The organism is Phyllobacterium sp. K27 (assembly GCF_054796155.1).
The window spans coordinates 1,531,176-1,557,062 of sequence record NZ_CM139240.1 but is presented as its reverse complement, the minus strand read 5'-3'; the positions used below and the strand labels follow the sequence as shown (position 1 = coordinate 1,557,062).

At 51.1% G+C, this 25,887-nt stretch carries 19 protein-coding genes; 9 read left to right on the top strand and 10 right to left on the bottom strand.

Going from position 1 to position 25,887, the window contains the following annotated elements:
- The first annotated feature begins 245 nt into the window (after positions 1-245).
- Positions 246-2,369, top strand: a complete 2,124-nt coding sequence (locus tag ACYJL1_RS07515; protein WP_460897750.1) for an OmpA family protein — start codon at positions 246-248, stop codon at positions 2,367-2,369.
- A gap of 197 nt (positions 2,370-2,566) precedes the next feature.
- Here ACYJL1_RS07515 and rpoD read toward each other — a convergent pair whose 3' ends face one another.
- Complete coding sequence (gene rpoD / locus ACYJL1_RS07510) at positions 2,567-4,594, bottom strand: RNA polymerase sigma factor RpoD (RefSeq protein ID WP_460897749.1); 2,028 nt, start codon at positions 4,592-4,594, stop codon at positions 2,567-2,569.
- 303 nt (positions 4,595-4,897) lie between these two features.
- Positions 4,898-6,859, bottom strand: coding sequence for a DNA primase (gene dnaG, locus ACYJL1_RS07505; protein ID WP_460897748.1), 1,962 nt, complete (start codon positions 6,857-6,859; stop codon positions 4,898-4,900).
- A 363-nt stretch (positions 6,860-7,222) separates the two neighbouring features.
- On the opposite strand from dnaG, the gene ACYJL1_RS07500 reads away from it, so the two are divergent.
- Positions 7,223-8,893 carry a Na/Pi cotransporter family protein gene (locus ACYJL1_RS07500; RefSeq protein WP_460897747.1) on the top strand — a complete coding sequence of 557 codons (1,671 nt, stop codon included), beginning with the start codon at positions 7,223-7,225 and terminating at the stop codon, positions 8,891-8,893.
- Positions 8,894-8,909: 16 nt separating this feature from the next.
- On the opposite strand, the gene ACYJL1_RS07495 is transcribed toward ACYJL1_RS07500, so the two are convergent.
- On the bottom strand, positions 8,910-9,074 hold the full coding sequence (locus ACYJL1_RS07495; RefSeq protein WP_460897746.1) for a hypothetical protein: 165 nt from the start codon (positions 9,072-9,074) through the stop codon (positions 8,910-8,912).
- Between the two features lie 93 nt (positions 9,075-9,167).
- Here ACYJL1_RS07495 and ACYJL1_RS07490 point away from each other — a divergent pair, with 93 nt between their 5' ends.
- Complete coding sequence (locus ACYJL1_RS07490) at positions 9,168-9,656, top strand: GNAT family N-acetyltransferase (RefSeq protein WP_460897745.1); 489 nt, start codon at positions 9,168-9,170, stop codon at positions 9,654-9,656.
- Positions 9,657-10,162: 506 nt separating this feature from the next.
- Positions 10,163-11,365: a CmlA/FloR family chloramphenicol efflux MFS transporter gene (gene cml / locus ACYJL1_RS07485; RefSeq protein ID WP_460897744.1), complete on the top strand. Its 1,203-nt coding sequence runs from the start codon at positions 10,163-10,165 to the stop codon at positions 11,363-11,365.
- 70 nt (positions 11,366-11,435) lie between these two features.
- Here the strand turns inward: cml and ACYJL1_RS07480 are convergent, their stop codons facing one another.
- Positions 11,436-11,885, bottom strand: coding sequence for a GatB/YqeY domain-containing protein (locus ACYJL1_RS07480; protein WP_460897743.1), 450 nt, complete (start codon positions 11,883-11,885; stop codon positions 11,436-11,438).
- Positions 11,886-12,166: 281 nt separating this feature from the next.
- On the opposite strand from ACYJL1_RS07480, the gene carA reads away from it, so the two are divergent.
- Positions 12,167-13,408, top strand: coding sequence for a glutamine-hydrolyzing carbamoyl-phosphate synthase small subunit (carA, locus tag ACYJL1_RS07475; protein ID WP_460897742.1), 1,242 nt, complete (start codon positions 12,167-12,169; stop codon positions 13,406-13,408).
- Here carA and ACYJL1_RS07470 read toward each other — a convergent pair.
- Both ACYJL1_RS07470 and ACYJL1_RS07465 read right to left on the bottom strand, forming a co-directional pair.
- The gene (locus tag ACYJL1_RS07470) at positions 13,405-14,325 is read right to left on the bottom strand and encodes an aldo/keto reductase (RefSeq protein ID WP_460897741.1); all 921 of its coding nucleotides are present in this window, start codon (positions 14,323-14,325) and stop codon (positions 13,405-13,407) included. The two genes, carA and ACYJL1_RS07470, sit on opposite strands and share 4 nt — an antisense overlap.
- An 82-nt stretch (positions 14,326-14,407) precedes the next feature.
- A complete protein-coding gene (locus tag ACYJL1_RS07465) occupies positions 14,408-14,872 on the bottom strand; it encodes an Lrp/AsnC family transcriptional regulator (protein WP_460897740.1) in 465 nt (154 codons plus the stop codon).
- A gap of 142 nt (positions 14,873-15,014) precedes the next feature.
- Between ACYJL1_RS07465 and ACYJL1_RS07460 the strand changes: the two genes are divergently transcribed.
- Positions 15,015-15,737, top strand: a complete 723-nt coding sequence (locus tag ACYJL1_RS07460; protein ID WP_460897739.1) for an aspartate/glutamate racemase family protein — start codon at positions 15,015-15,017, stop codon at positions 15,735-15,737.
- 15 nt (positions 15,738-15,752) lie between these two features.
- On the opposite strand, the gene ypfJ is transcribed toward ACYJL1_RS07460, so the two are convergent.
- Positions 15,753-16,664 (bottom strand): KPN_02809 family neutral zinc metallopeptidase, encoded by a 912-nt coding sequence (gene ypfJ, locus ACYJL1_RS07455; RefSeq protein ID WP_460897738.1) that lies wholly within the window; start codon positions 16,662-16,664, stop codon positions 15,753-15,755.
- Positions 16,665-17,001: 337 nt separating this feature from the next.
- On the opposite strand from ypfJ, the gene carB reads away from it, so the two are divergent.
- Entirely contained in the window at positions 17,002-20,487 is a 3,486-nt protein-coding gene (gene carB / locus ACYJL1_RS07450; RefSeq protein ID WP_460897737.1) for a carbamoyl-phosphate synthase large subunit, read from the top strand.
- A 29-nt stretch (positions 20,488-20,516) separates the two neighbouring features.
- Here the strand turns inward: carB and ACYJL1_RS07445 are convergent, their stop codons facing one another.
- The gene (locus ACYJL1_RS07445; protein WP_460897736.1) at positions 20,517-22,301 is read right to left on the bottom strand and encodes an ABC transporter ATP-binding protein/permease; all 1,785 of its coding nucleotides are present in this window, start codon (positions 22,299-22,301) and stop codon (positions 20,517-20,519) included.
- 335 nt (positions 22,302-22,636) lie between these two features.
- Between ACYJL1_RS07445 and ACYJL1_RS07440 the strand changes: the two genes are divergently transcribed.
- Positions 22,637-22,849 carry a cold-shock protein gene (locus tag ACYJL1_RS07440; protein WP_008124164.1) on the top strand — a complete coding sequence of 71 codons (213 nt, stop codon included), beginning with the start codon at positions 22,637-22,639 and terminating at the stop codon, positions 22,847-22,849.
- An 85-nt stretch (positions 22,850-22,934) separates the two neighbouring features.
- Here ACYJL1_RS07440 and ACYJL1_RS07435 read toward each other — a convergent pair whose 3' ends face one another.
- Both ACYJL1_RS07435 and ACYJL1_RS07430 read right to left on the bottom strand, forming a co-directional pair.
- Positions 22,935-23,609 (bottom strand): type 1 glutamine amidotransferase domain-containing protein, encoded by a 675-nt coding sequence (locus ACYJL1_RS07435; RefSeq protein WP_460897735.1) that lies wholly within the window; start codon positions 23,607-23,609, stop codon positions 22,935-22,937.
- A gap of 180 nt (positions 23,610-23,789) precedes the next feature.
- Complete coding sequence (locus tag ACYJL1_RS07430; protein WP_460897734.1) at positions 23,790-24,404, bottom strand: glutathione S-transferase family protein; 615 nt, start codon at positions 24,402-24,404, stop codon at positions 23,790-23,792.
- A gap of 242 nt (positions 24,405-24,646) precedes the next feature.
- On the opposite strand from ACYJL1_RS07430, the gene ACYJL1_RS07425 reads away from it, so the two are divergent.
- Entirely contained in the window at positions 24,647-25,849 is a 1,203-nt protein-coding gene (locus tag ACYJL1_RS07425; RefSeq protein ID WP_460897733.1) for a pyridoxal phosphate-dependent aminotransferase, read from the top strand.
- The last annotated feature ends 38 nt before the right edge of the window (positions 25,850-25,887 follow it).

Here is a 25,887-nt window from a genome sequence, read left to right as displayed (position 1 = left end):
GCGCTCAAATACAACGTCGGCATCATCCCGTCCAGCGCAAGGATGACTTTGCCATGAACGCCAGATGAACGGCCCCTTCACATCAGATACAGGCGTAGGCTGCAATCCTGCATTTATCGGATTCGGTCATCAGGACCGGACAGAACAATGATCGCGTGACAAGACCTTGCCTTAAAAATGGAACAGGTTGCGGTTGAAAACATTTGACGTGTTTCAGACTTTTGAAATGCGAGACAGGGATGGACATGAAACGGACAGCACTTTTCTTCGCCTCAACAGCAATTCTCTTTTCATCGCCGCATGCGATGGCAGAGCAGCCGACTTTGAACAGGCCGTATATTTCATCGAATACAAATGTTCCGCAAATGCTGCTTGCACAAGTTGAAGAGCAAGAGCCTGAAGCTGAAGCAATTGAAAAGCCAATCAGGAAGAAGAAGCAGGTCGAGGAACAGATAAACGACGCCCAGCAGCAAGCGGTGGAGGAGTCCGATGCAGCTGCCGAGTCGCAAAAACAAGCTGTAGAGCAGGCAAAGAAGCAAGCCGATCAGGGCGCGAGGGATGCCCAGGCAAAGGCTGCTTCGAAGGCAGAACAAGCTCAACGTGATGCTCAAGCAGAATCTGACAAAGCTGCGGAGCAACAAAAGGCTATTCAATCGGAGGCCAAACAAAAAGCGGCAGACGAAGCGGCGGCGGCAGAGGCGGCTCAAAAGCAAGCCTCCGATGATGCTGAACAAGCCAAACGGGATGCCCAAGCCGAAGCAGACAAAGCAGCCGAGGAGCAAAAGGCCGTAGGAGAGGCCGCCCGCGCGAAGGCTGCATCCGAAGCTGAAGCAGCTAAAGCAACGGAGGAAGAAACTGCCAAGGAAGCTGAGAACGCCAAGAAGGCTGCTCAGGAAGAGTCTGACAAAGCCGCAGCCGCTCAAAAATCAGAGGAAGAAAAAGCGCGCAAGAAAGTAGAACGCGCTCAGAAGGACGCTGACAAGCAATCTGAACAAGCAGTCGAAGACGCCAAGAAGGCGGCTGACAAAGCTTCCAAAGGAACGCCAGCCCAGGACACTGCCCCTGAAGTAATTGAACAGAAGCCAGCAATTGTAACGCCCAACCAGCCAGCGGGCGAAACTCCAACAGCGCCATCTCAGGAAGCTACGCCCGTAACACCAGATCAAAATTCGACGCCTGCAGATGAAACGACCACTGCCCCTTTGGGAGAGACGGTTGAGCCGGGGCAGCAGGAAGCATCGCCCCTCCCCGAGAATGCTGCACCCGTGCTCGATAGCGATAAGCCGCTAAAGGGTGGGCGCGAGGAAAAAGGCCGTGGTGGTAAAAAGGATCAAGCGACAGGAAAAGCCTCGGAGGCGCAGCCAGCGGTTGAAGCACCAGCAACGACTTCTGTCGCGCCGCCAAAATCTGATGCAGATGTCCAGCAGGAGCTTGCTCCGGTCAAGATCGAGCCAGTGCGGACAGAAAAAGGCACACGCACCAAAGAGCGTAGGCGAGATGAGCGCCCCGATGATGTGCAGGTCATCAAGCAGTTTGATAACCGTACTATCGTTGAAGTGAACAATAATATCTTCGTCGAAAGCTCGGATCGCCCCCGCATGTCACGGGATGCGCAAGATGTTTATTATGAGGACTTGCCGCGCAATCGCACACGGGAAACGATTATCCGCGAGAATGGCGTTCAGATTATAACAGTGCGTAATCGCTACGGGGATGTGATTCAGCGCTCACGGGTAATGCCAGACGGACGTGAGGTCGTGCTGAGTTACGCGCCTGACTATGATCGCGAAGAACGGCTCGTTTGGCGCGATCCGGGTGACGATCTGCCACCGTTGCGTCTTACCATTCCGGTGCGCGAATACATTATGGATGCGGAAGAAGTACCGGAGGAGGAGGTTTATGAATTTTTTGCTCAACCACCGGTCGAACGCGTCGAGCGTCTCTATTCTATAGACGAAGTGAAGCGCTCTGCACGTATTCGTGACAAGGTTCGCCGTGTCGATCTGGATACAATCACCTTCCCCTTCGGTTCTGCTGAAATTGGTGAAGATCAGATCGCCCGCATCGAGAGTGTTGCCAATGCAATAGCACAAACATTGAAAAAGAACCCAGCAGAGACCTTCCTTATCGAAGGCCATACGGATGCGGTGGGTTCGGATCAGGCAAATTTGATCCTATCGGACAAGCGGGCCGAGTCAGTGGCGCAGGCCCTGACCAATGTCTTTGACATTCCACCAGAAAACATGGCCACACAAGGTTATGGCGAAAACTATCTGAAGATCAAATCAGAAGGCCCTGAACAGCAGAACAGGCGTGTTGCGATCCGCAGGATCACTCCATTGGTCGCGCCGATGGCAAGCAACAAGTAATTCCCTTCGAAACAAACTGAACCCGGCGCAAGCCGGGTTCAGCCTATAGCTGATGGTGGAGGATACAACGACAGATATCTATCTTTTGCTCTAACAGATAACGAGTAGCGCAAATAGTTGAAGTGCCAGTCTGCTAAAAACAAAAAAACCGGGATGGCGAAACCATCCCGGTTTTTTTGCATTAACCATTGATAGTATTAGCTATCCAAGAACGATCGCAGCTTGCGCGAGCGGCTCGGGTGTTTGAGTTTGCGCAATGCTTTCGCTTCAATCTGACGGATACGCTCACGCGTAACCGAGAACTGCTGGCCTACTTCTTCCAGCGTGTGATCCGTGTTCATGCCGATACCGAACCGCATGCGCAAGACGCGTTCTTCACGCGGTGTCAGCGATGCCAGCACCCGTGTCGTCGTATCGCGCAAATTCGCTTGAATTGCAGCATCGATGGGCAGAAGCGCATTTTTGTCCTCAATGAAATCACCGAGATGTGAGTCTTCTTCGTCACCCACCGGTGTTTCGAGCGAGATCGGTTCCTTGGCAATCTTCAGGACCTTACGGACCTTCTCCAACGGCATTGCCAATTTCTCAGCCAATTCTTCCGGCGTCGGCTCACGGCCAATCTCATGCAGCATCTGGCGCGATGTGCGAACGATCTTGTTGATCGTTTCAATCATGTGTACCGGAATACGGATCGTGCGAGCCTGATCGGCAATAGAACGGGTGATTGCCTGCCTGATCCACCATGTCGCATAGGTCGAGAACTTGTAACCACGGCGATATTCAAACTTATCCACCGCTTTCATCAAACCGATATTGCCTTCCTGAATAAGATCAAGGAACTGCAACCCGCGATTGGTGTACTTCTTGGCAATGGAAATAACGAGACGCAGATTTGCCTCAACCATTTCTTTCTTGGCTAGAGCGGCTTCGCGCTCGCCTTTTTGCACCTGGTTAACGATGCGGCGGAACTCAGAAATGGAAATTGCAGTTTCCTGCGCCATATTCTGAATTTCTGTCCGCAGATTCTTGATCGTCTCTTTTTCGTTCTTCGTGAACTCTTTCCAGCCGCGTGTGGTCAGGTTGGAAACGGCTTTCAGCCAGTTCGGATCAAGTTCGTTGCCCTGATACTCTTTCAGAAAATCTTCGCGGCGTACACCGTAGGACTCTGCAAGACGCAGCAAACGTCCCTCGTTCTGGACTAGGCGCTTGTTGATATCATAAAGCTGGGCAACCAGCGCTTCAATACGATTTTGATTCAACGACAGCGACTTCACTGCCTTGATCAGCTGGTCCTTGAGCTCCTTATAACGGCGCTCCTGACTTGGCGACAGCGAACCGGATGCAGCAAGGCGGTTCTCAACCTGTTGATCCTGAAGCTTGCGCAGCTTTTTGTAGGTATCAGCAATGACGTCAAGCGTCTCCATAACCTGGGGACGCAGTTCGGCTTCCATCGCTGCAAGCGACAGATTTGCTTCATCATCCTCATCATCATCGTCTTCTACCTGCGTATCGCCACCGACATTTGTAATGTCATCATCATCACGGCGACTGCGCGAACGGTCATTTCCTGGCGCAGGCTTTTCTTCTTCAACGCGCTCGATTACCGGGGCCTGCTTTGCTTCAGGACCGGCATAGGTCGTTTCAAGATCAATAATCTCGCGCAAAAGAATCTGCGATTCATTCAAGGCTTCGCGCCAAATAATGATCGCTTGAAATGTCAGCGGGCTTTCGCACAAACCGGAGATCATGGTCTCGCGGCCAGCCTCAATACGCTTGGCGATCGCAATTTCACCTTCGCGCGACAAAAGCTCCACAGTTCCCATCTCACGCAAATACATGCGGACAGGATCATCTGTGCGATCCGTTGGTTCTTTCTTGGTGACAGTCGGAGCTACCGCAGTGCCCGTTGACTCAGCGAGCTCGCGTGCATCGCTTTCTTCGTCGGCGCTGGTGTCAGCCTCTTCAGCGTCTGCGTCCTGCTCGTCATCCTCAACGACATTGATACCCATATCACTGAGCATCGCCATCGTATCTTCGATCTGTTCTGAAGTGACCTCTTCAGATGGCAGAACTGCATTGAGTTCATCCATCGTCACATAGCCGCGCTTCTTGGCGAGCTTGATCATCTTCTTGACAGCGTCATCGGAAAGGTCGAGAAGCGGACCGTCTGGCGCGCCTTCGCGCTCGACTTCTACTTCTTCATTTTCCTTTGCCTTCGTTGCCATATTCTATATCTCCAAGCGACATTCGCTTTTTTCATGCATGAGAACAACGAGTGCAGCAGCGCACCGGTTCCCCTACATCAATCAAGGTATTAATGATCGACTAGCCGAAATCCTGTTAATGGCGGATTAACCCTGTTATTCCGGTGGCGAGCACGCTGCATCTTTGTTGAATTTGCCGGTATTTCTGCCAAACCCACAAACATCAACGCAATATCTACAATTCTGCGCAATCTGATTCCGTCATTATTGACCCACGTCAACCCCGACTCAACTGATTCGGGTCAAAAAAGCGAATCAATTCGGTTAAAAACCCTTCCCCGAGCGTCCAGAAGGGATTCCAAACCCTTCAATCAGTGCCTCCGTGGCCTGCGCGTTACGGATATCATTCTGTATATCGAGTAACCTGTTAAAGTTTTCTTCGGTCGCATCTGCACCCAAAGCTACCCGAGCCAATTCCAGTTCTTTATGTAGTGCGCGAGCGCGCTGATGCAAGTGGATGGCCTGCCGCAGAGCCTCTCTGGCATCTTCTTCTGCAGCGTCGGCGGACGCAAACCACTCACGATTACGGCGAATAACAGCTTCAAGCGCTTCAACCAAGGTAGACAGACCTTGGTCAGCGATCACTTTGCGCATTTCAGCACCGTTAGCGACATGATGCTCAGCCATAGCATCAAGCATTGCCGTATGAAAACGCTTCAAATCCGGATGATCCAATTCAAGATCGACAACGGTTTCAAAATCATCCTCAATTAAACGAGGATGATTGAACAGGGCCATTAGAATAGCGGTTTCCCTAGTAGGAAGCTTTGATGATGACCTGCCGCCCAATGCTGATTGTGTTAGGGTGGCACTTACAGCAAGTCGCCCGCTCGCTGCACCCTTCCCGCGTTGAGCATATCCGTTTTGGCCATAACCATTTTGATTATTGCCGCGCTCACCATTATTACGACCAATACTGCGTTGGTTTGACCCAAAAAACTGCTGGATCCGCTCACGCACGTCCTGACCATAATGACGCCGGACATTCTCATCACTAATTAAAGCAGTCATCTGCTTTAAGCGCGCTTCAAGCTCGGCTCGACGTTCAGGCGTGTCAAAGACACCGCTTGATGTCTCACGACTCCATAGCATGTCCGCCAAGGGCCGCGCGTCATTAAGCACTTCCTGAAAAGCTTGAGGTCCCGACGACTTAACGAGGTCATCCGGATCTTTACCTTCTGGCAGTACAGCAAAACGAAGTGAAAATCCCGGCTTCAAAACCGGCAAAGCCAAGTCAATGGCCCTATGTGCAGCCTTTATGCCGGCACTGTCGCCATCAAAACACAGCACGGGTTCGGGGGACATTCGCCAGAGAAGATCCAGTTGATCTTGCGTCAGCGCTGTGCCCAGAGGCGCAACGGCATGCGTGAAGCCCGCTTGGGCCAAGGCGATAACGTCCATATATCCTTCGACGGCAATGACAGCCTTGGCCGCCTGTCCTGCCTGTGGCTGCGCAGCTTTGCGGGCGCGCAATGCGTTGAATAGGATCTTTCCTTTGTGGAAAAGCTCCGTTTCATTGGAGTTCATGTATTTTGCGATGGCATTGGGAGCGAGCGCTCGTCCACCAAAGGCAATAATACGCCCCCGCAAATCCTCAATCGGGAACATGATACGATCACGAAAACGATCAAAAGAAACTGGCTTGTCATCTCCATAGACAACCAGCCCACATGCTTCCATTTGATCCTTTGTAGCCCCCTTGCTGGCCAGATGTTCTTTAAGCGCATTGCGGCTTTCAGGAGCATAGCCGAGACGGTAAGAATGTTGCGTTGCTGCGCTCAGGCCACGATCCCGCAAGTAAGCCCGTGCTTTTGCTCCACCAGCCGCCTGCAACTGATCCTCAAAGAACTTGGTTGCCATTTCCATGACATCATAAAGCGTCGCGCGCTTCGCCTCGCGTATCTCCATTTCGGCGTCACGTGCAGGCATGGGAATACCCGCCATGTCCGCTACACGCTCCACCGCCTCTGGAAAGCTCAAGCCCTCCAGCTCAGTCAAAAAACGAAAATGATCGCCTGTGACCCCACATCCGAAACAATGGTACCGCCCTTTGCGGTCCTCGCAGTGAAAGCTTGGTGATTTCTCCCCATGAAACGGACAGCAAGCCCAGAAATCACCTTTCTGAGCATTGGTTTTCTTTCGATCAAACGAAACGCGTGTCCCGATTACGCTGGAGATCGGCACACGCTCCCTGATCTCGTCGAGAAAAGATGGCGGAAATCGCATATGAATATTCGTTCTAAATTACGCCCTGCTGCAAGATATGGACTGCTCGATACGCAGGTCCCAAATCCACGCTCATTGTGCCTTAAATAAGGTCGCTATGAAAGGCCTTCAAGCGCTTCATCCCCGACTCATACAATGCAACCAAAGTAGACGAGGCTTTAATTTTTACAAAGCCGGCAAATTATCAAAATCCCATATATGAATTATCTTCCATCAACATATTTACGCTAGGAACGACATATTTTTTCTTAGCCGGGACATATTTTTTTCTCTTTTTGAGTGATATCTTATATTAATAAGTTGCAATCAAACTTGGCATGGTTGCTATTTCCCGCTTCTTTCAACACGTCAGGATTGTAGCAAGTGAATGGTTCCGCAATTTTGTTGCATTTGGCAGGCGCCGTGGCGCTTCTGCTGTGGGCAACACGAATGGTTCGAACAGGCGTCGAGCGCGCCTATGGAGAACGCATGCGTCAGAGCCTACGCGGCGTCCTGCACAACCCTATTCTCGCAGTTCTCTGGGGCCTAATGCTCTCTATTGCTTTACAGAGTTCCACAGCGGTCAGCCTGCTTGTCGGCTCATTCGTCGGTTCGGGTTTTGTCAGCGGTGTTGCAGGACTGATGGCAGTTCGTGGCGCCGAAGTCGGATCAGCCCTGGTTGTAAAAATTCTCAGCTTCGATCTCACTCTGCTGGTGCCGCTCTGTCTTGTCGCAGGCACGGTCATCTTCATGTCAACAGAACGGAGCAATTGGCGGCAAATTGGCCGCATACTGGTCGGCATCGGTCTTTTGATTCTTTCGCTGGAGATGACAGGGCAAGCGACCGAGCCTTTACGCAATAGCGACCTGCTCCCGGTTATTGTTGGTTACCTCAATACCGATCCGGTTACGGCGTTTCTGCTTGCGGCGATTATGACATGGCTATTCCACTCCAGTATTGCCGCTGTGCTTTTATTAGTCACCTTCGCCTCACGAGGCCTTATCCAGCCTGAGTTGGGCATTGTGATGATCTTCGGCGTAAACCTCGGATCATCATTTATAGCCCCTCTTCTCACCCGATCAGCTGCCCCACAGGCTCGGATTGTGCCAATGGGAAACCTGCTGATGCGGGGGGCTGGATCAATCGTGATCCTCGTTCTTTTTATGACATTCAGACCCTCGATTGCTTTCCTTGGCGCGTCTCCAGCAGATCAAGTCATCAATGGCCATATCCTGTTCAACATCATCATCCTGTTGGCAGGAGTACCGTTGTCAGCACTGGTTTTACGCATAACCAAGGCAGTCGTTGCATTGAACGCACCCATCACGCCCCCTCCTTCTCTGGTTCAAGCAGAATTGAGTGCCTTGGATGAGAGTGTCTTGGACACACCAAGCCTTGCACTGGCGAACGCAACACGAGAAACTGTGATGGTGTGCGAGACAGTAGAAATCATGCTTCGCGGCGTCATAGAGCTTTATGAAAATCCGGAACAAGATCGCATCAACGAACTATCAATGCTTGACGATAAGGTGGATCGCAAGCATGCAGCGATCAAACTCTATTTGGCCAAACTGACAACGAAAAAGCTATCTGATTTTGAGGTAGCCCGTGCTCAAGAGCTGCTGGGCGCATGTGTTAAACTTGAACAGGTCGGCGATATCATTGTCCGAAATATGCTCGCACTCGTTCAGAAGAAAATGGATCGCAAACTAAAATTTACGGATGAAGGCTGGCTGGAACTCAGCAACTTCCACGCAAAAGTATTGGTTAATGCCCGTATGGCTTTCAATGTGCTGGTATCCCGTGATCGGGAAACTGCGCATCAATTGGTTTTGGAAAAGGATCACCTGCGTGACCTTGAGAAGCAGAGCAGTCAGCGCCATTTCAGTAGATTACGCGAAGGGACAGTGCGCAGTCTGGAAACCAGCTCAATCCACCTCGACACCATACGGGACCTAAAGCAGATCAATTCGCTTTTGGCCTCAATGGCTTATCCTGTTCTTGAGGAACAGGGTCTGTTGAACACCACGCGCCTGCGCGCGTTGCACAGCTGAGCGAATGAAGATGGTCTCAATAGTTGCGATGTATATGAGTATTTGATCCGATAAAAGCTCCCATTGCAGAGCCGATGAGAACTCCAAGCAACATGTTACCCATCATAGTTTCACCGATACCAGCACCGATGGAAAGGCCCGCAAGTATTCCGATTACGGTAGACCAAGTGTGTTCTTTCATATCTGCCTCCATTTATTAACCATAACGTAGGCACGTCATTTCGGTTCCACCTGTTTGGTGCACAAGGCGCAGTACACGCAAAGGACGCGATTGATGCTCATGCTCAGACCAATGCGAACAGATCAGTATTTGGATTTCTTGGATTATTTCATTACCGATTACGCAATCGAGATTGCAGCTAATTATGACCTTGAGCATTCAACCGCAAAGGATCGGGCCATCAGCGAAGTCGAACGGGATTTGCCACAGGGAATTGATACGCCCGGACACACCCTGACTTGTATTGTTGATCTTGGAGAAAATACAGAACGCGTTGTCGGCTATCTTTGGTATAAAGTGAATGTGAAAATGAGAGAGCTTTATATCTGCGACTTCTATATTTTTCCTGCTGAACAAGGCAAAGGACACGGCAAAGAAGCGTTAAGACTTCTCGAAAATGAAGCCGGAATCATAGGACTTCATCAAATCAAATTACGTGTTGCCGCCAATAATCGTCGCGCGAAAAATCTGTATGATGCCTTTGGGTTTCACGTGACAGGTATCAACATGAGTAAACATATCGCCGAGCGTGGAGATAATTGATGGCCGAGACAGATGACGTAGCGAACGAACCTCATGATGCAAGCAAAAACTGCTCCATCAGCCATGTACGGAGCCTACGACCCGGCAAACGCGATCAAGAGGAATGTTAAGACAAAAAAGGACCGCTGCGGGAGGAGGTGCAGCGGTCCTGATTGTAAATGTACCGCGGGAGGAGTGCAGTACATTCGGCGTTGGGGTATCTGGGAGGAAAGAGCCCAACACGATGAAGATAGCAAAGCCTAAATTTTTTGCTACCTTCAAATATGCATAATAGCTATGCAAATAATTGCATGCCTTTTCATGCCAGTTGCAGTCGGCGTCTATGACTGCTAGTCGAGTATGCAATTCCTACGTCCCGTCTGGAGCAGTACAATGGGTGCACAGAAAACCTCGGACAACTAAGCCGCAGCAACCTTTACGTTGTTGCGGCGACCTGTCGGACCAATCCTATCATTTGATCACAGGCAAACGCCGCTAAATGAATTCATTTTTGCGGACATATAATCATGCCTATCGAACGACAAATCTGGGCTTACTCGCTCCCGGCAACCCTCCTATTGATGGCGCCATTTGACATTCTGGCTTCGCTTGGAATGGATATCTACCTTCCAGTCGTTCCAGCAATGCCTGGCATTTTGGGAACAACTGCGAACATCGTCCAGCTCTCGCTTAGTCTTTACATGATCCTTCTAGGTCTTGGACAAATCATCTTCGGGCCCTTGTCCGACAGGATCGGCCGACGGCCAGTCCTGCTCGCAGGGGCTCTGCTTTTTACCGGGGCATCGTTTTGCCTCGCCTTGTCATCCACAGCACTGCCTTTTTTATTGTTCCGGACTCTACAGGCAATCGGCGCATCGGCGGTGCTGGTAGCAACATTTGCCACGGTTCGGGATGTTTATGGTGAACGGCCAGAAAGCGCGATCATCTATGGGATGTTTACGTCAATGCTCGCATTCGTACCGGCACTTGGCCCCATCGCAGGCGCCCTCATCGCAGATATGCTTGGCTGGAGGACAATATTTGTCGCCCTGGGTGGCCTGAGCGCGTTGGCAGGCTTGCGCGCTGTTTTGATGTGGCATGAAACATATCCGATCCACACATCTACAACGGAACGAACATTCATTCCGATCCTTTGCAACATCACATTCTGGACTTACACCCTGGGATTCAGTGCGGCGATGGGAGCATTCTTTGTATTCTTCTCGACAGCGCCCAGGGTTCTTATCAACAATGCACAATATACCGAAATACAGTTCAGTCTGGTCTTCGCAACTGTTGCAGTCGTGATGATAATCGCCAGCCGATTTGCCAAACAATTTGTGTCGCGATGGGGCATAGAAGGCTGCCTGATGCGCGGAATGCTGACAATTATTGCTGGGGCAATAGCGCTCTCGATCGGCCAGCTGTTTCTCACTCCATCATTTGCGAGCTTTGTGTTGCCGATGTGGATTATCGCTGCCGGCATCGTGCTGACGGGATCGGTTACCGCGAATGGTGCCCTTGCCGATTTTGCTGATAGGGCTGGTTCCGCTGTAGCTCTCTATTTCTGCATTCAAAGCCTGATCACGGGGCTTATAGGAACCAGTGTCGTCATCTTGTTTGATGGCAGCACACCCCTGCCATTGGTGGTCTACTCCTTACTACTTCCCGTAACCGTGTTATCGGCACTCGCCTTGCAACGTCGCACATTTCAGAAAAACGCCGTATAATCAAAAAGGGCGAAAGACTTAGTCTTTCGCCCTAGTCATTGGGGTCAAACCCAAGCAGCCAATGCAGGCTTTATTGCAATATTTCTTTGACGATGCCGCTAGCTTTACTAAAGTCCATTTGCCCGGCGTACTTTTCTTTAAGGGCATTCATGCACTTGCCCATATCGCGTAGTCCACCGGCTCCTATTTCGCCGATTACCTGCGTGCAGGCACTGCGTATGTCAGACTCACAAAACTGTTTCGGCATAAAATCGCGAATAATCTCGATTTCTTCACGCTCCTGTTCAGCCAATTCAAGTCTGTTGCCTTCTTCATACATCTTGGCGGATTCCTCGCGCTGCTTGATCATCTTCGCCAGAATCACGCAGATTTCATCGCCGCTAACCGGGTCTTTCCCGACTCCACGATTTACGATGTCACGATCTTTGATGGCTGCCATGATCAAGCGCAGCGTTGATACGCGGCGTTTATCCTGGGATTTTATAGCTGTATTCAGTGCCTCGGCGATTGTATCGCGCATGGCCGTATTCTCCTGTTATGCATTCACCCTAGTCATGGCTTCGAGCGAAATCAACAATGGCGCCATGTCATCCACGACATGAATTACCACCAAGTGCTCGTCTTGCAATTGACCGAGGGCGTTGCTTTGTTTATGGACTGGGACTTAGCCAGACATTTTTATTGTTGCTGCGGTGGGTGATTATCAACCATCGCGCTCAGCCACGTCATATGGGATATTTGAGTGCATTTTTCAATGCCCTTTTTATTCACTGCGACGCTAGCTCAATTTAGGAGTACCGCATGACAGCCATACCAATAGAAGCAGGTACGCAAGCAAAAACCGCGGCATGGTCCGAAGTAAAGCCCACAGCTTTGCTCGTATTGGCTGACGGCACCATTATTGAAGGCAAAGGTCTCGGTGCCACTGGCATTTGCGAAGCTGAAGTCTGCTTCAACACTGCGCTGACTGGATATGAAGAAATCCTCACTGACCCTTCATATGCTGGTCAGATTGTCACATTTACATTTCCGCACATTGGTAATGTCGGCGCTAATAAGCAGGACATTGAAGATCTTACGCCAGCCAATCGTGCCGGTGCAGTTGGTGCAGTGTTCAAGGCCGACATCACTTCACCATCGAGTTATCGCTCGACCGATCACCTGAATACATGGTTGAAAGCACGTGGCGTTATCGCCCTTGCTGGTGTTGATACGCGAGCATTGACGGCACTCATCCGCGAAAAGGGAATGCCAAACGCTGTAATTGCACATGATCCTGATGGTAAGTTCGATATTCCAGCGCTCAAGACGCGCGCTGCTTCGTGGCATGGCTTGTTGAATCTTGATCTTGCCAAGGACGTTACGTCAGGACAAAGTTCGGTATGGACCGAAAAGCCATGGGTTTGGAACGAAGGCTTTGCCGAACAGAGTTCACCTGAGTTTCATGTCGTTGCGATTGACTATGGTATCAAGCGGAACATCCTGCGCCTTATAGCAGGACTTGGTGCGAAGATTACAATTCTCCCTGCGACCGCCACCGCAGAAGATGTTCTGGCCCACAAACCAGATGGAATATTTCTCTCCAATGGACCTGGCGATCCAGCTGCAACCGGAAAATATGCCGTCCCGACAATCAAGGAACTGATTAAAACTGACATTCCAGTATTCGGTATATGCCTTGGGCATCAAATGCTGGCATTGGCACTTGGTGGCGACACCAAGAAAATGCATCAAGGCCATCATGGGGCGAATCATCCAGTTCGTGATGACACAACCGGCAAGGTTGAGATCGTTTCCATGAACCATGGCTTTGCCGTTGATGCCGCCTCCTTCCCTGAAGGCGTGGAAGAAACCCATGTCTCGCTATTTGATGGCAGCAATTGCGGCCTGCGTGTAACTGGCCGTCCTGTATTTTCGGTTCAGTATCATCCCGAAGCCTCTCCCGGGCCTCAGGACTCACACTATCTTTTCCGCCGGTTCTTTAATCTGATCCGGCACAAGAAAGGCATGGAATTATTGTCGGAGCGTGATCACGCTGCTTAGGCGACGTCTTTCCCTGTACTGGCCTTTAAAATCGCAAACCACTGCTGGCGATCGAGCTCGATATCGAGAGCGGTCGCCATGGTCTTTAGTCGATCAATTTTCAGACTGCCAAGAACAGGTACCAATCTGGCTGGATGACGGAGCAGCCAAGCAATGGCAACTGTCGAAATGTCGCTCGTCCCTAAATCTGAAGCGACTTCGCTCAGAGCCATGCGAAGTCGAGCTTCTCGCGGGCCCTCGCCTGTGAATAGACTACCGCCGCCGAGCGGTGACCAGATCATCGGTGGGTATTTCAGTCGTTGGGCATGATCAAGACTTCCGTCTGTCAATGGTGCAACATGTATGACAGAAAGCTCGATCTGGTTTGTGACGAGTGGAAACGGCAGCCGCGATGCCAGAAGATCAAACTGCCATGGCAGAAAATTTGAAACGCCAACTGCACGCACTTTACCAGCTTTGACGACATCTTCCAGACCCCGCGCAGCATCATCAGCATCCATCAATGGGTCAGGCCGATGGATCAGCAGCACATCTATATAATCGGTCTTCAGATTTTTTAGCGAACGCTCCACTGAAGCCTTAATGTGCGTCGAACTCGTGTCATAATGCTTGATGCGATTTTCGGGGCGTGCATTCGATACCAGCATGATATTGCATTTAGTGATCAACTCAATTGTATCACGCCTGCCGCCCCAATGCTGCAATCCCGCACCAAAAGCCTCCTCGACGCCGTAATCGCCATAAATATCAGCATGATCGAAGCTTGTTATGCCGATATCGATTGCACTATCAACCAACTTGGCAACACTGCGAGCATCAGGTCTATCAGGGCTGCTTAAAAGTCGCCATGCGCCAAGAGCCAACCGGGAAAGACTGAGATCGTCGTGACCTAACGAGATACGCTTTTCATAAGACATACTGTTTTCCTGTAAATAAAACAGATTGAGTCGCCCGGCGATACACCATTTGTTCCGAACGCAGCCTTTCCCTTCTGACAGATTATTTTGCATAAAGGGTGGGCACCGCCGTTGTGGCTTTCAATGTCTCCATTGATACGGAGGCAGAAATGTCAAAAAAATCCACCTTTTCAACAAGTGTTTTATAAATTTCATCATAGGCCTCAACGCGCGGCAGAACGAGCTTTAATATATAATCGATCGTGCCGGTCATACGATGCACTTCGACAATCTCCGGTATATCAGCAATCGCTGCCCGGAATTGTTCCAGCCATTCGGCCGAATGCCGTGCGGTACGAATGATAACAAACATCGTGGTTGGCAAACCAACCAGCGGCCGATCGAGCAGAGCCACACGGCGCTTGATGTACCCCTCTTCTTCCAGGCGCTGAATACGCCGCGAGCATGCGGAAATCGAAAGGCTCACTTTATCAGCGAGGTCGGAAATGCTTTCCGCAGCGTTTTCTTGCAGCATATCAAGAATCTTGCGATCACGATCGTCGATCATCCGTAAATCCAAGCAAATTAATCGCGCATACTTAGCAATATACGCCCTGATTTTGCGCAATCATAACCGAAAGTTGCAAATATTGCGAATACATTGTGCGCCATATTCCTTATTGTTCAGATCACAAAATGAGGGATCGAGAATGCGCACTATCGGACTGATCGGCGGAATGAGTTGGGAAAGCACCGCGGTTTATTACCGTCAGATTAACGAGGAAATCCGCACACATCTCGGCGGGTTGTCATCGGCAAAAATCGCCGTTCAATCGCTGGATTTTTCCGAAGTTGTTGCCCTGCAAAAGAGTAACCGCTGGGATGATGCAGCTGCGCTTCTGTCGGATGCAGCCCGTCGGCTAGAAGCTACCGGAGCGGATTGTGTCTTGATCTGCACCAACACCATGCATCTCGTTGCTGATGAGGTCGCCGCTGCCGTCAACATTCCCCTTATCGACATCAGGCATGAAACGGGCCGTACTCTGTCTGACGTGAGCAAAAAGCGCCCACTTCTACTGGCGACCCGTTACACTATGGAGCATGGATTTTACGCAGACTATTTACGCGATAATTTCCAGATTGATCTTGTTGTACCGAACGAAATCAATAGAGCCAAAGTGCACTCAGTCATCTTTGATGAACTCTGCTGCGGTATCGTAAAAGACGAGTCTCGCCACGCACTTGAGAAAATCGTTGCCCGTGGGAAAGAGACTGGCGCCGATTGCGTGATCCTCGGTTGCACTGAAATCTGCCTGTCATTAACCGAAGATAATCTGGCATTGCCTGTTTTCGATTCAACCACGATACATTCCCGAGCAGCTGTGACCTTTGCACTGGGCCACGCTACGGCGGACAGGCGGGACGCGGTTTAACGCGTCCCGGTCAGGTTAAATGCTGCCGCTAAACGTATCGCAATCATCCAACTTGCCGCTGTCGAAGCCTCGCTTGAACCACTTGCTGCGCTGTGCGGATGTTCCGTGATTAAAACTTTCCGGAACGACATAACCTTGGGTCTTGCGTTGCATGGTGTCATCGCCGATCTGCTGTGCAGCATTAAGCGCCTCGTCCAGATCACCAACATCGAGAATACCCTTCTGCTCGGTGAAATGCCCCCAGATACCGGCGAAACAGTCTGCCTGTAGTTCAACGCGTACTGACATGGCGTTGGCTTCCGCTTCGCTCATGTTCTGCCGCATCTGGTTGAATTTTGGCAGTACACCGACAAGATTTTGCACATGATGCCCAACCTCGTGCGCCAACACATAAGCTTGCGCGAAATCACCTGAAGCGCCGAATTTCTGATCCAGCTCGTCATAGAAACTCAGATCAATATAGAGCTTCTTATCTCCTGGACAGTAAAAAGGACCGGAAGCGGCGCTGGCAAAGCCACATGCAGAACGTACCTGATCGCTAAACAGTACCATGGTGGGCGCTGGATAGGCCTGGCCCTCAGCCTTGAAGATACCGCTCCAGACATCTTCCGTCTCCGCGAGAACTGTTTTGGCAAATTGTGTCGTTTCGTCGTTATTTTTTACCGAAGTATCGCTCTGGGTCTGGCCTGGCACCAATTGTCCACCACCGGAATCGACCAATATCTGCATCGGATCAATGTTGGTGCAGAATTTCAAAAACAGAAAAATCGCGGCAAGTATGATGATGCCTGAAAATCCACCACCTCCCGCTGTCCGTAGCCCGGAACCGCCAGGAATGCGAAACCTTCCGCCACCCGGAAAACCGCCGCCAGCTTGGCCGCGCTGATCTTCAACATTGTCGCTCTGTCTACGCCCCCGCCAACGCATGTTCCGTCTCCTGATCGCTTGCCGATCCAAACCGGCTGATACGCTGTATGCACAAACAACAATACGCAGCATTTGTTTCACGCGCGATGTTATTTTTCAACTCAGACTTGCGATCAGTTGCACATCAACTTTTAAGATAAGCTGTTAAGAGTGCACTTGGATGGCGGATGTTGCGTTAAACCAGTCTTAAAAAGCACAAATGACGCTTTTTTGGGGTTACGTAAAGCGTTTCATTTGCCTATAAGGCAGCCTTAGCCTCGCATTTGAATTCAAGTAGCTGCCCGTACGGTAAAACCGTGCGGTTTTTTGTGCAGACCGCTATGATAAGGAACCGAACATGCCAAAACGCACCGACATCAAATCTATTCTGATTATCGGCGCTGGCCCGATCATTATCGGTCAGGCATGCGAGTTCGACTACTCCGGCACCCAGGCCTGCAAGGCCCTGAAAGAGGAGGGTTATCGCGTCATCCTCGTCAACTCCAACCCGGCGACGATCATGACCGATCCGGAATTGGCCGATGCGACCTATATTGAGCCGATCACGCCTGAAGTCGTTGCGAAGATCATCGCCAAGGAACGCCCTGACGCGCTGCTGCCAACCATGGGTGGTCAGACAGCTCTGAACACTGCCCTTTCTCTACGCCGTATGGGTGTCCTTGATCGTTATAATGTCGAGATGATCGGTGCGAATGCTGAAGCAATAGACAAAGCGGAAGACCGCGCATTGTTTCGCGAGGCCATGGCGAAGATAGGCCTTGAAACGCCGAAATCAATGCTGGCAAACGCCACCGAAGTCAAAGATCTCGACCGTAAATTGCACCAGGAACAACGCGAGGCTGTTAAAGCCCAATATTCTGGCGCGGAACTTGATGCAGCTCTGGACAAGCTGGAAACCGAATGGCAGCTCGGTGAAGGCGACCGCAAGCAACGCTATGTATCACATGCCCTTGGCATGGCTGGTGCCGCTTTGGATCACGTTGGTCTACCCGCCATTATCCGTCCCTCCTTCACCATGGGTGGTACAGGTGGTGGTATCGCCTACAATCGCACTGAGTTTTACGACATCATTGGCAGCGGACTTGACGCATCGCCAACCACTGAAGTGCTGATCGAAGAATCCGTCCTAGGTTGGAAAGAATATGAGATGGAGGTCGTTCGCGACAAAGCGGACAATTGCATTATCATTTGCTCCATCGAAAATATCGACCCGATGGGCGTTCATACCGGTGATTCGATCACTGTCGCTCCGGCTTTGACGCTGACGGACAAGGAATACCAGATTATGCGCAATGCATCGATTGCAGTATTGCGCGAAATCGGCGTGGAGACTGGCGGATCGAATGTACAGTTTGCGGTCAATCCAGAAAATGGCCGTTTGATCGTCATCGAGATGAACCCGCGCGTGTCGCGCTCATCTGCTCTGGCATCGAAAGCAACTGGCTTTCCGATTGCCAAGATTGCCGCCAAGCTTGCTGTTGGCTATACGCTTGATGAACTCGACAATGATATTACCGGCGGCGCTACGCCAGCCTCGTTCGAGCCATCCATCGACTACGTCGTTACCAAAATACCGCGTTTTGCCTTTGAAAAGTTCCCTGGCGCAGAACCTACACTGACAACGGCCATGAAATCGGTTGGTGAAGTGATGGCTATTGGTCGTACTTTCAAAGAGTCGCTTCAGAAAGCTCTGCGCGGACTGGAGACAGGCCTTACCGGACTTGATGAAATCACCATTCCCGGCATTGGCGAAGGCAATGATAACAATGCCATTCGTGCTGCTATTGGTACCCCTACCCCAGACCGGCTGCGTATGGTCGGGCAGGCGCTACGCCTCGGATTGACTGTCGAAGAAGTGCATGAAGGCTGCAAGATCGATCCATGGTTCCTTGAACAGATGGCCGAGATCATTGCCACGGAGGAGCGCGTGCGGGAGCATGGACTTCCTCAGGACGCACAAAACCTGCGCGCACTGAAGGGCATGGGTTTTTCTGACGCGCGTCTTGCAAGCTTGGCAAAAATTGAACCCAGCGACGTGACCAAGCTACGCAACAAGCTTGACGTTCATCCAGTCTTCAAGCGCATCGACACCTGCGCGGCCGAATTTGCATCACCAACAGCCTACATGTACTCGACATATGAGGTCCCATTTGCAGGCGCTTTGATTTCCGAAGCGCAGATATCTGACCGCAAGAAAGTTGTCATTCTTGGTGGCGGTCCCAACCGCATTGGCCAAGGCATCGAGTTCGATTATTGCTGCTGTCATGCTGCCTTTGCACTGCGGGATGCTGGCTACGAAGCCATTATGATCAACTGTAATCCCGAAACAGTGTCTACAGACTATGACACCTCGGACCGGCTGTATTTTGAGCCACTAACAGCCGAAGACGTGCTGGAAATCCTGCGGGCCGAGCAGACGGCCGGAACCTTGCATGGCGTGATCGTGCAATTTGGTGGTCAGACACCGTTGAAGCTTGCAGATGCGCTTGAAAAAGCTGGCATCCCAATTCTTGGAACCTCACCCGACGCTATCGATCTCGCTGAAGATCGCGACCGCTTCCAGAAATTGCTGATCAAGCTTGATCTTACACAACCCAAGAATGGCATCGCCTATTCGGTCGAGCAGGCACGCACCATAGCTGGGGAGCTTGGCTTCCCCCTTGTCGTGCGTCCCTCCTACGTTCTGGGCGGCCGTGCAATGCAGATCATCCACGATGAGCGAGGACTACAAGCCTATCTGCTCGATACAGTTCCTGAACTGGTACCCGAGGACATTAAGCAAAAATACCCGAACGACAAGACCGGACAGATCAACACGCTGCTTGGCAAGAATCCGCTGCTGTTCGACCGCTATTTGACCGAGGCCATCGAGGTTGATGTGGACTGCCTCTGCGACGGCCAAGATACCTGGGTTTCCGGTATCATGGAGCACATCGAAGAAGCAGGTATTCATTCAGGAGACAGCGCCTGCTCTTTGCCTGTTCATTCCCTTTCCGCTGAAACCGTGGCTGATCTGGAAAAGGAAACCGCAGCACTTGCCAAGTCGCTCAATGTAATCGGATTGATGAACGTGCAATACGCCATCAAGGACGGCACGATCTACGTTCTCGAAGTCAATCCACGCGCCTCACGGACAGTTCCATTTGTTGCCAAAACCATAGGCACCCCAATTGCCAAAGTGGCCGCCCGTATCATGGCGGGGGAAACGCTGGAGCAAGCTTTATCGCATTACGGTGGCAAACCTTCGACCACAGGACGCAAACATATTGCAGTCAAGGAGGCTGTGTTCCCGTTCGCTCGATTCCCCGGTGTAGATACACTGCTTGGACCGGAAATGCGCTCGACAGGCGAAGTCATGGGGCTTGATTACGATTATGCTCTGGCCTTCGCCAAGGCGCAGCTCGGAGCGGGCGTTGACCTGCCGCGCGATGGCACTTTGTTTGTATCCGTGCGGGATGAGGACAAGCAGCGCATTCTCGCTCCGGTAAAGCGTCTTGCAGAGCTGGGTTTCAAGATACTCGCTACTGGGGGAACAGCCCGATTCCTTGGCGAGAACGGCGTTGCGGCGCAAAAAATCAACAAGGTGCAAGAGGGGCGTCCGCATGTTGAAGATGCCATCCGCAACCGTCAGGTACAGTTGGTATTCAACACCACTGACAGCGCCAAAGCGATCTCGGATTCAAAATCGCTACGCCGCGCAACATTAATGCAAAAAGTGCCGTACTACACTACGCTATCCGGTGCCGATGCTGTTGCTGAGGCAATCGCTGCGCTAAAAGCCGGATCACTGGAAGTGCGGCCACTTCAGGACTATTTCGCCTGAGTATTGGCGGGCAGACAAGACCAGACTGTCTAAACACCTAGCAACCCCTCCTCTTCTAACCCATGCCCGGAGGGGTCGCTGACAAAATGCAGCACCTTGGAAAAGACGTGTTCGTTCTTTTCCTCGCGCCCGATATGCACGACCGTCGATTTCTCAAGATGTTCGCGCAAGACCGCCACTATCCGATCATAAGCATCTGACTCCATCGCGTCGAGCGACTCGTCAATAACCACCCAATCGGGTTTGTGCAGCATCAAACGTGCAAATGCGAGCGATTGTTGTTCGTCATCACTAAGTTCGCGATCCCATCGTGCATTGAAATTCAGCATGGTTTCAAGCCGTTTCAAACCAAGCTGTTGCAGTGCTCCAACGAGTTGCTTGTCAGTAAAACCATCCTTCCCTAACGGATAAGACATCGCTTCGCGCAAGCTACCTGGTGGAAAATATGGCAGGCGTGGCATGTAAATAATAGTTTTGTTGGCAGGTAATGTGATAGTGCCAGCACCCCAAGGCCAGAGGCCGGCAATAGCCCGAAACAGCAAAGTTCGATCAATACCCGCTTCGCTTGTGATAAGGACACGATCACCCTCTTTGACGACCGCGTGCCCTTCTTTAAGCCGCACTGTGGCACGCGGCGCAGTGATTTTGAGTGAATCAAGAATGATTTGGTCTTTATCTGACTCGGCAAACTTTATGCGCTGCTCAATGCCATTCATGGCATCTGTTGCCTGCACAGCTTGCCTGAAAGATGTCACACGCAAGAGTGTGGCGCGCCAGTCAGCAATCGCACCGAAATTGTTGACGAACCACTTCAGCGCGTCGTGCACCTGATTGAATGCTCCAATGGCCATCATCAGGCCGCCAAATGAAAGGTTGCCTGCAAAATAGACAGGCGCAGCAACAAGAATCGGTGCCACAATGGTTATCCAGCCATAACCAGACGTTACCCATGTGAGCTGCGTCAAGGCCCTAACCAACAAACGAATTGATGCAAGAAGCCTATCAACATCAAAGCCGAGACGGCGGTTTTCATCGCCCTCACCGCGGTAAAGCGAAATCGCATCAATATGCTCGTTCACTCGCATCAGTGAGAAGCGCAGTTCCGATTCCTTCTGATATCGATCGGCATTATATTTGATAAGCTTGCGCCCGACGAGCCAACTCAGCCAGGACGCGAGCCCTGCGTAAAGGATTGCAGCCCACACCATATAACCCGGAATGGAAAAACTGTAGCCATAAATATTGAATACGAATCCGCTTGAAAGCGCCCATAACACACCTACGAAGCTGACCATCAGGATCGTGGACTGCAGCAGCCCAAATCCGAGATCTGTCGACATTTCAGCCAAATGCCGTGCATCTTCATGTAAGCGTTGATCGGGATTAACCCCAATAGGTCCTGAATTGGACAGCTTGAACGCCCGGCGAGGCACCAACCACTCGCCGATAAGATCACGCGTCAGGCCCTCCCGCAGTTTCAGCCGCGTCATTTGATTGAGCCATGTCTGGCCCACATTCAAGACCAGAAGCGCAGCCGCAATCCCGAAAAATACCATGAGTTGATCAAGGAAAGCTGGAAAGTCACGCCGCGACAGGGCATCGTAAAATGGCACGTTCCAACGATTAAGCAGCACCTGGCCCACTGAAGTCAGGATAATGATGCCGAATACACCCGAAATAAACAATATCAGCCGGTTGCGAACCGGAGAGTTCCTGTAAATATCCGCGATAACGCCAAGCTGAGCCCAAAGCCCGGCTTGTACTTCGCCAGCGACGGAGGTTGCTGGCACTTTCCTGGGTTTCTGCTTCGCCATTGGGATCCCCCGTCGAAGACCGTGATTCGGCTTATTCACTCTAACATTGACTTTTTCAAACCACTCAACAGCACCTGTAAGTTTTGCGATAGAACAAAAACTTTCGCACTAGACGCTTGGCCGGACACTCATAAAGTCGGATAAAGTTCCGTTTTGAAAACGGCTTGTTTTGCCAGAAATTCTATCATATGTATTTTGCATCGATTTTATCGGTCGAGTGACTTTGCGACCTGCGTAACCTGTTGCGCTTCCTGACGAGCTCCATTGCATAGGTTCGATTCCCTGGGCCGCATATGTGCATGCTGCCTGTTTTATATATCTGAAAGGAACTTCCCATGGCTTCGGGAACAGTGAAATGGTTCAACGGCACTAAGGGTTACGGTTTCATCCAGCCCGACACTGGTGGTGCAGATGTTTTTGTCCATATTTCCGCTGTTGAGCGTGCAGGCTTGCGCGGTCTCAATGATGGTCAGAAGGTCAACTATGAAATCGTACAGGACCGTCGTTCGGGCAAGTCGTCCGCAGACAACCTTAGCGTTGAAGGCTGATAGCCGCACACGGGAATCGTCTGATTTCTGAACGCACATGAATTTGAAGAGGCGGGATTTTATCCCGCCTCTTTGCATTATTGACCTAACGAAGCAATTTGAGAATTTCTCCGGCAACAGCTGCCGAAGACGCTGGGTTCTGCCCGGTGATAAGATGGCCGTCAGCAACGGCCAGCACCTGCCAGTCTTCAACTTTTTCGTAATAGCCGCCAAGCCGCTTTAGCTCATCCTCGACAAGGAAAGGCACCACCCTCGTAAGTCGCACCGCCTCTTCCTCGCTATTTGTGAAACCAGTTACTCGCCTGCCTTTGACCAGTGGCTCACCGTCAATCTTCGCCTGCAACAACACCGAAGGCGCGTGACAAACGGCCCCGACCGGCTTCCCATTTTTGTAAAACTGTTCGATGAGTTTGATCGAAACATGGTCAGACGTCAGATCCCAGAGCGGGCCATGGCCGCCTGGATAAAAGATTGCGTCATAGTCCGCCTCTTTCAGTTCCGAGAGCACCTTTGTATTCGCAAGAATCTCTTGCGAAGCTTTGTCCTGCCGGAACCGCTCTGTCATTTCCGTTTGACTGCCCGGCTCATCGCTCTTCGGGTCCAGTGGCGGCTGCCCGCCTTTGGGTGAAGCAACAGTGATTTCAGCGCCCGCATCTAAAAACGTGTAGTAAGGTGCGGCAAACTCCTCAAGCCAGAACCCGGTTTTCTTGCCCGTGTCGCCGAGCTTATCGTGAGAAGTGAGGACAATGAGGATTTTCATGATTTGGCCCTTGGAGTTGCTTCTGATACCTCTTGATATGATTGCGGCAACCATTGGTTTCAATGGTTGCCGCAATCATGGATTGTATTTGAATCTATCTAGTCAATTTCAAAGATAAGCTTCTGAATAAACGAAATTTTCTCGAATACTGATCTGCACTCCCCAGACCAACCGCCTCCCTCATTCCGGCAGCCACGTTATTGGCACATGACCTTCGTCACCGGCAACGCGGCTTAGCCATTTTGAAACGGAGGGATAGGCTGAAAGATCAAAGCCACCTTGGTTGGCTTCGTGTGTATAGGCATAGAGGGCTATATCCGCGATCGTTAGACCTGTGCCGACAAAATAAGGTGTCTTCTGTAGCTGGTTTTCCATCACCAGCAATGCTTTATTACCGCCTTCCAGCGTGGCGGCCAATCTTTCCGGTGTCGCATCCTTGGCTCGTTCGGGGTAGACCAACAGCGCCCGCCGAACAGCAATGTTTGGCTCGTGCGTATACTGCTCGAAGAACAACCATTGATACATCAAAGCACGCTCATAGGCATCTTCCGGAATAAACCGACTGCCTTCCGCAAGATGCAGCAATATTGCATTCGATTCCGCCAGCAAGCGTCCGTCGTCAAATTCCAGCAGAGGAACCTTGCCATTGGGGTTTTTGGCCATGAAGTCAGGTTTGCGGGTTGAGCCATCAACAGATGAAATCGAAACATGCTCGAACGGCAAGTTCAATTTAGCCATCAAAAGCCGAGGCTTGTAACAGTTTCCGGATTCAATTCGCGAGTATAGCTTGGGCATGGTCTGTCTCTCCTGTGGCAGATCGTATTTCTCCGCAACCGCTGACAAGGTCCAATCAGTTCTATTGACGCATTGCGCAACTGATACTGATATTTTTGACATGGGATGTCACACCCTGCACAGAAAGTGTAGGAAGTGAAGCCTTTACGCATGCTTTTGCTTGCGATTCTCCAGGTCTTGGGACATAGCAGTCCCGCAAACCGGCTACCGGTCATCAACGCTCGCTTCAGGAGAACGATACCATGGCATTCCTCGCCGACACCCTTTCCCGTGTGAAGACATCCGCAACGATTGCGATCACCCAGAAAGCGCGTGATTTGAAAGCCGAGGGACGTGATGTCATTTCGCTTTCTGTGGGCGAACCAGATTTCGATACGCCTGATAATATCAAGGAAGCTGCCATTGCTGCAATCCGCCGTGGCGAGACCAAGTATACGCCGGTCTCGGGCATACCACAGCTACGCGAAGCCATTACGCGCAAGTTCAAGCGTGAGAACGAACTGGAGTACAAGGCAAACCAGACCATTGTTTCCACTGGTGGCAAGCACGTCATTTATAACGCCCTTCTATCGACCTTGAACCCAGGCGATGAAGTTATCTGTGTTGCGCCCTATTGGGTCAGCTATCCCGAAATGGTTTCTCTTTGCGGTGGAACACCGGTGATTGTGTCAGCCATTCAGGCAAACAATTTCAAGCTGCAGCCAGAAGATCTAGAGCGTGTCATTACATCAAAGACCAAATGGATCATCATGAACTCCCCTTCGAATCCGTCCGGGGCGGCTTACACTTGGGACGAGATGAAGAAGTTAACAGATGTTCTCGTGCGTCATCCGCACGTGTGGATTCTGACCGATGATATGTATGAACACCTGACTTATGGTGATTTCAAATTCGTTACACCAGCGCAAGTCGAGCCAAATCTTTATGATCGTACGCTGACCATGAATGGTGTTTCGAAGGCCTATGCTATGACTGGCTGGCGCATTGGCTATGCCGCCGGGCCCATTGAGCTGATCAAAGCAATGGATATGGTTCAGGGACAACAAACTTCGGGTACAAGTTCTATTTCACAATGGGCTGCTGTTGAAGCGCTTGATGGCACACAAGAGCATTTACCAGTTTTCAAAAAAGCTTTCGAAGGACGTCGCGACCTGATTGTCTCAATGTTGAACCAGACAAGCATGCTTGAGTGCCCCAAGCCGGAAGGTGCGTTCTACGTATATCCTTCCTGTGCTGCAGCTATCGGCAAGACTGCCCCATCTGGCAAAGTCATTCAAAGTGACGAAGACTTCGTTAGCGAATTGTTGGCCACCGAAGCCGTGGCTGCAGTGCACGGCTCTGCTTTTGGCCTTGGTCCTAACTTCCGCATTTCATATGCAACGTCCGATGCAAATCTTGAAGAAGCGGGAAAGCGCATACAGCGCTTTTGCGCAAACCTACGCTAGAAACTTTAATGGGTTTGGGAAAAGGGGGCCAAGGACGG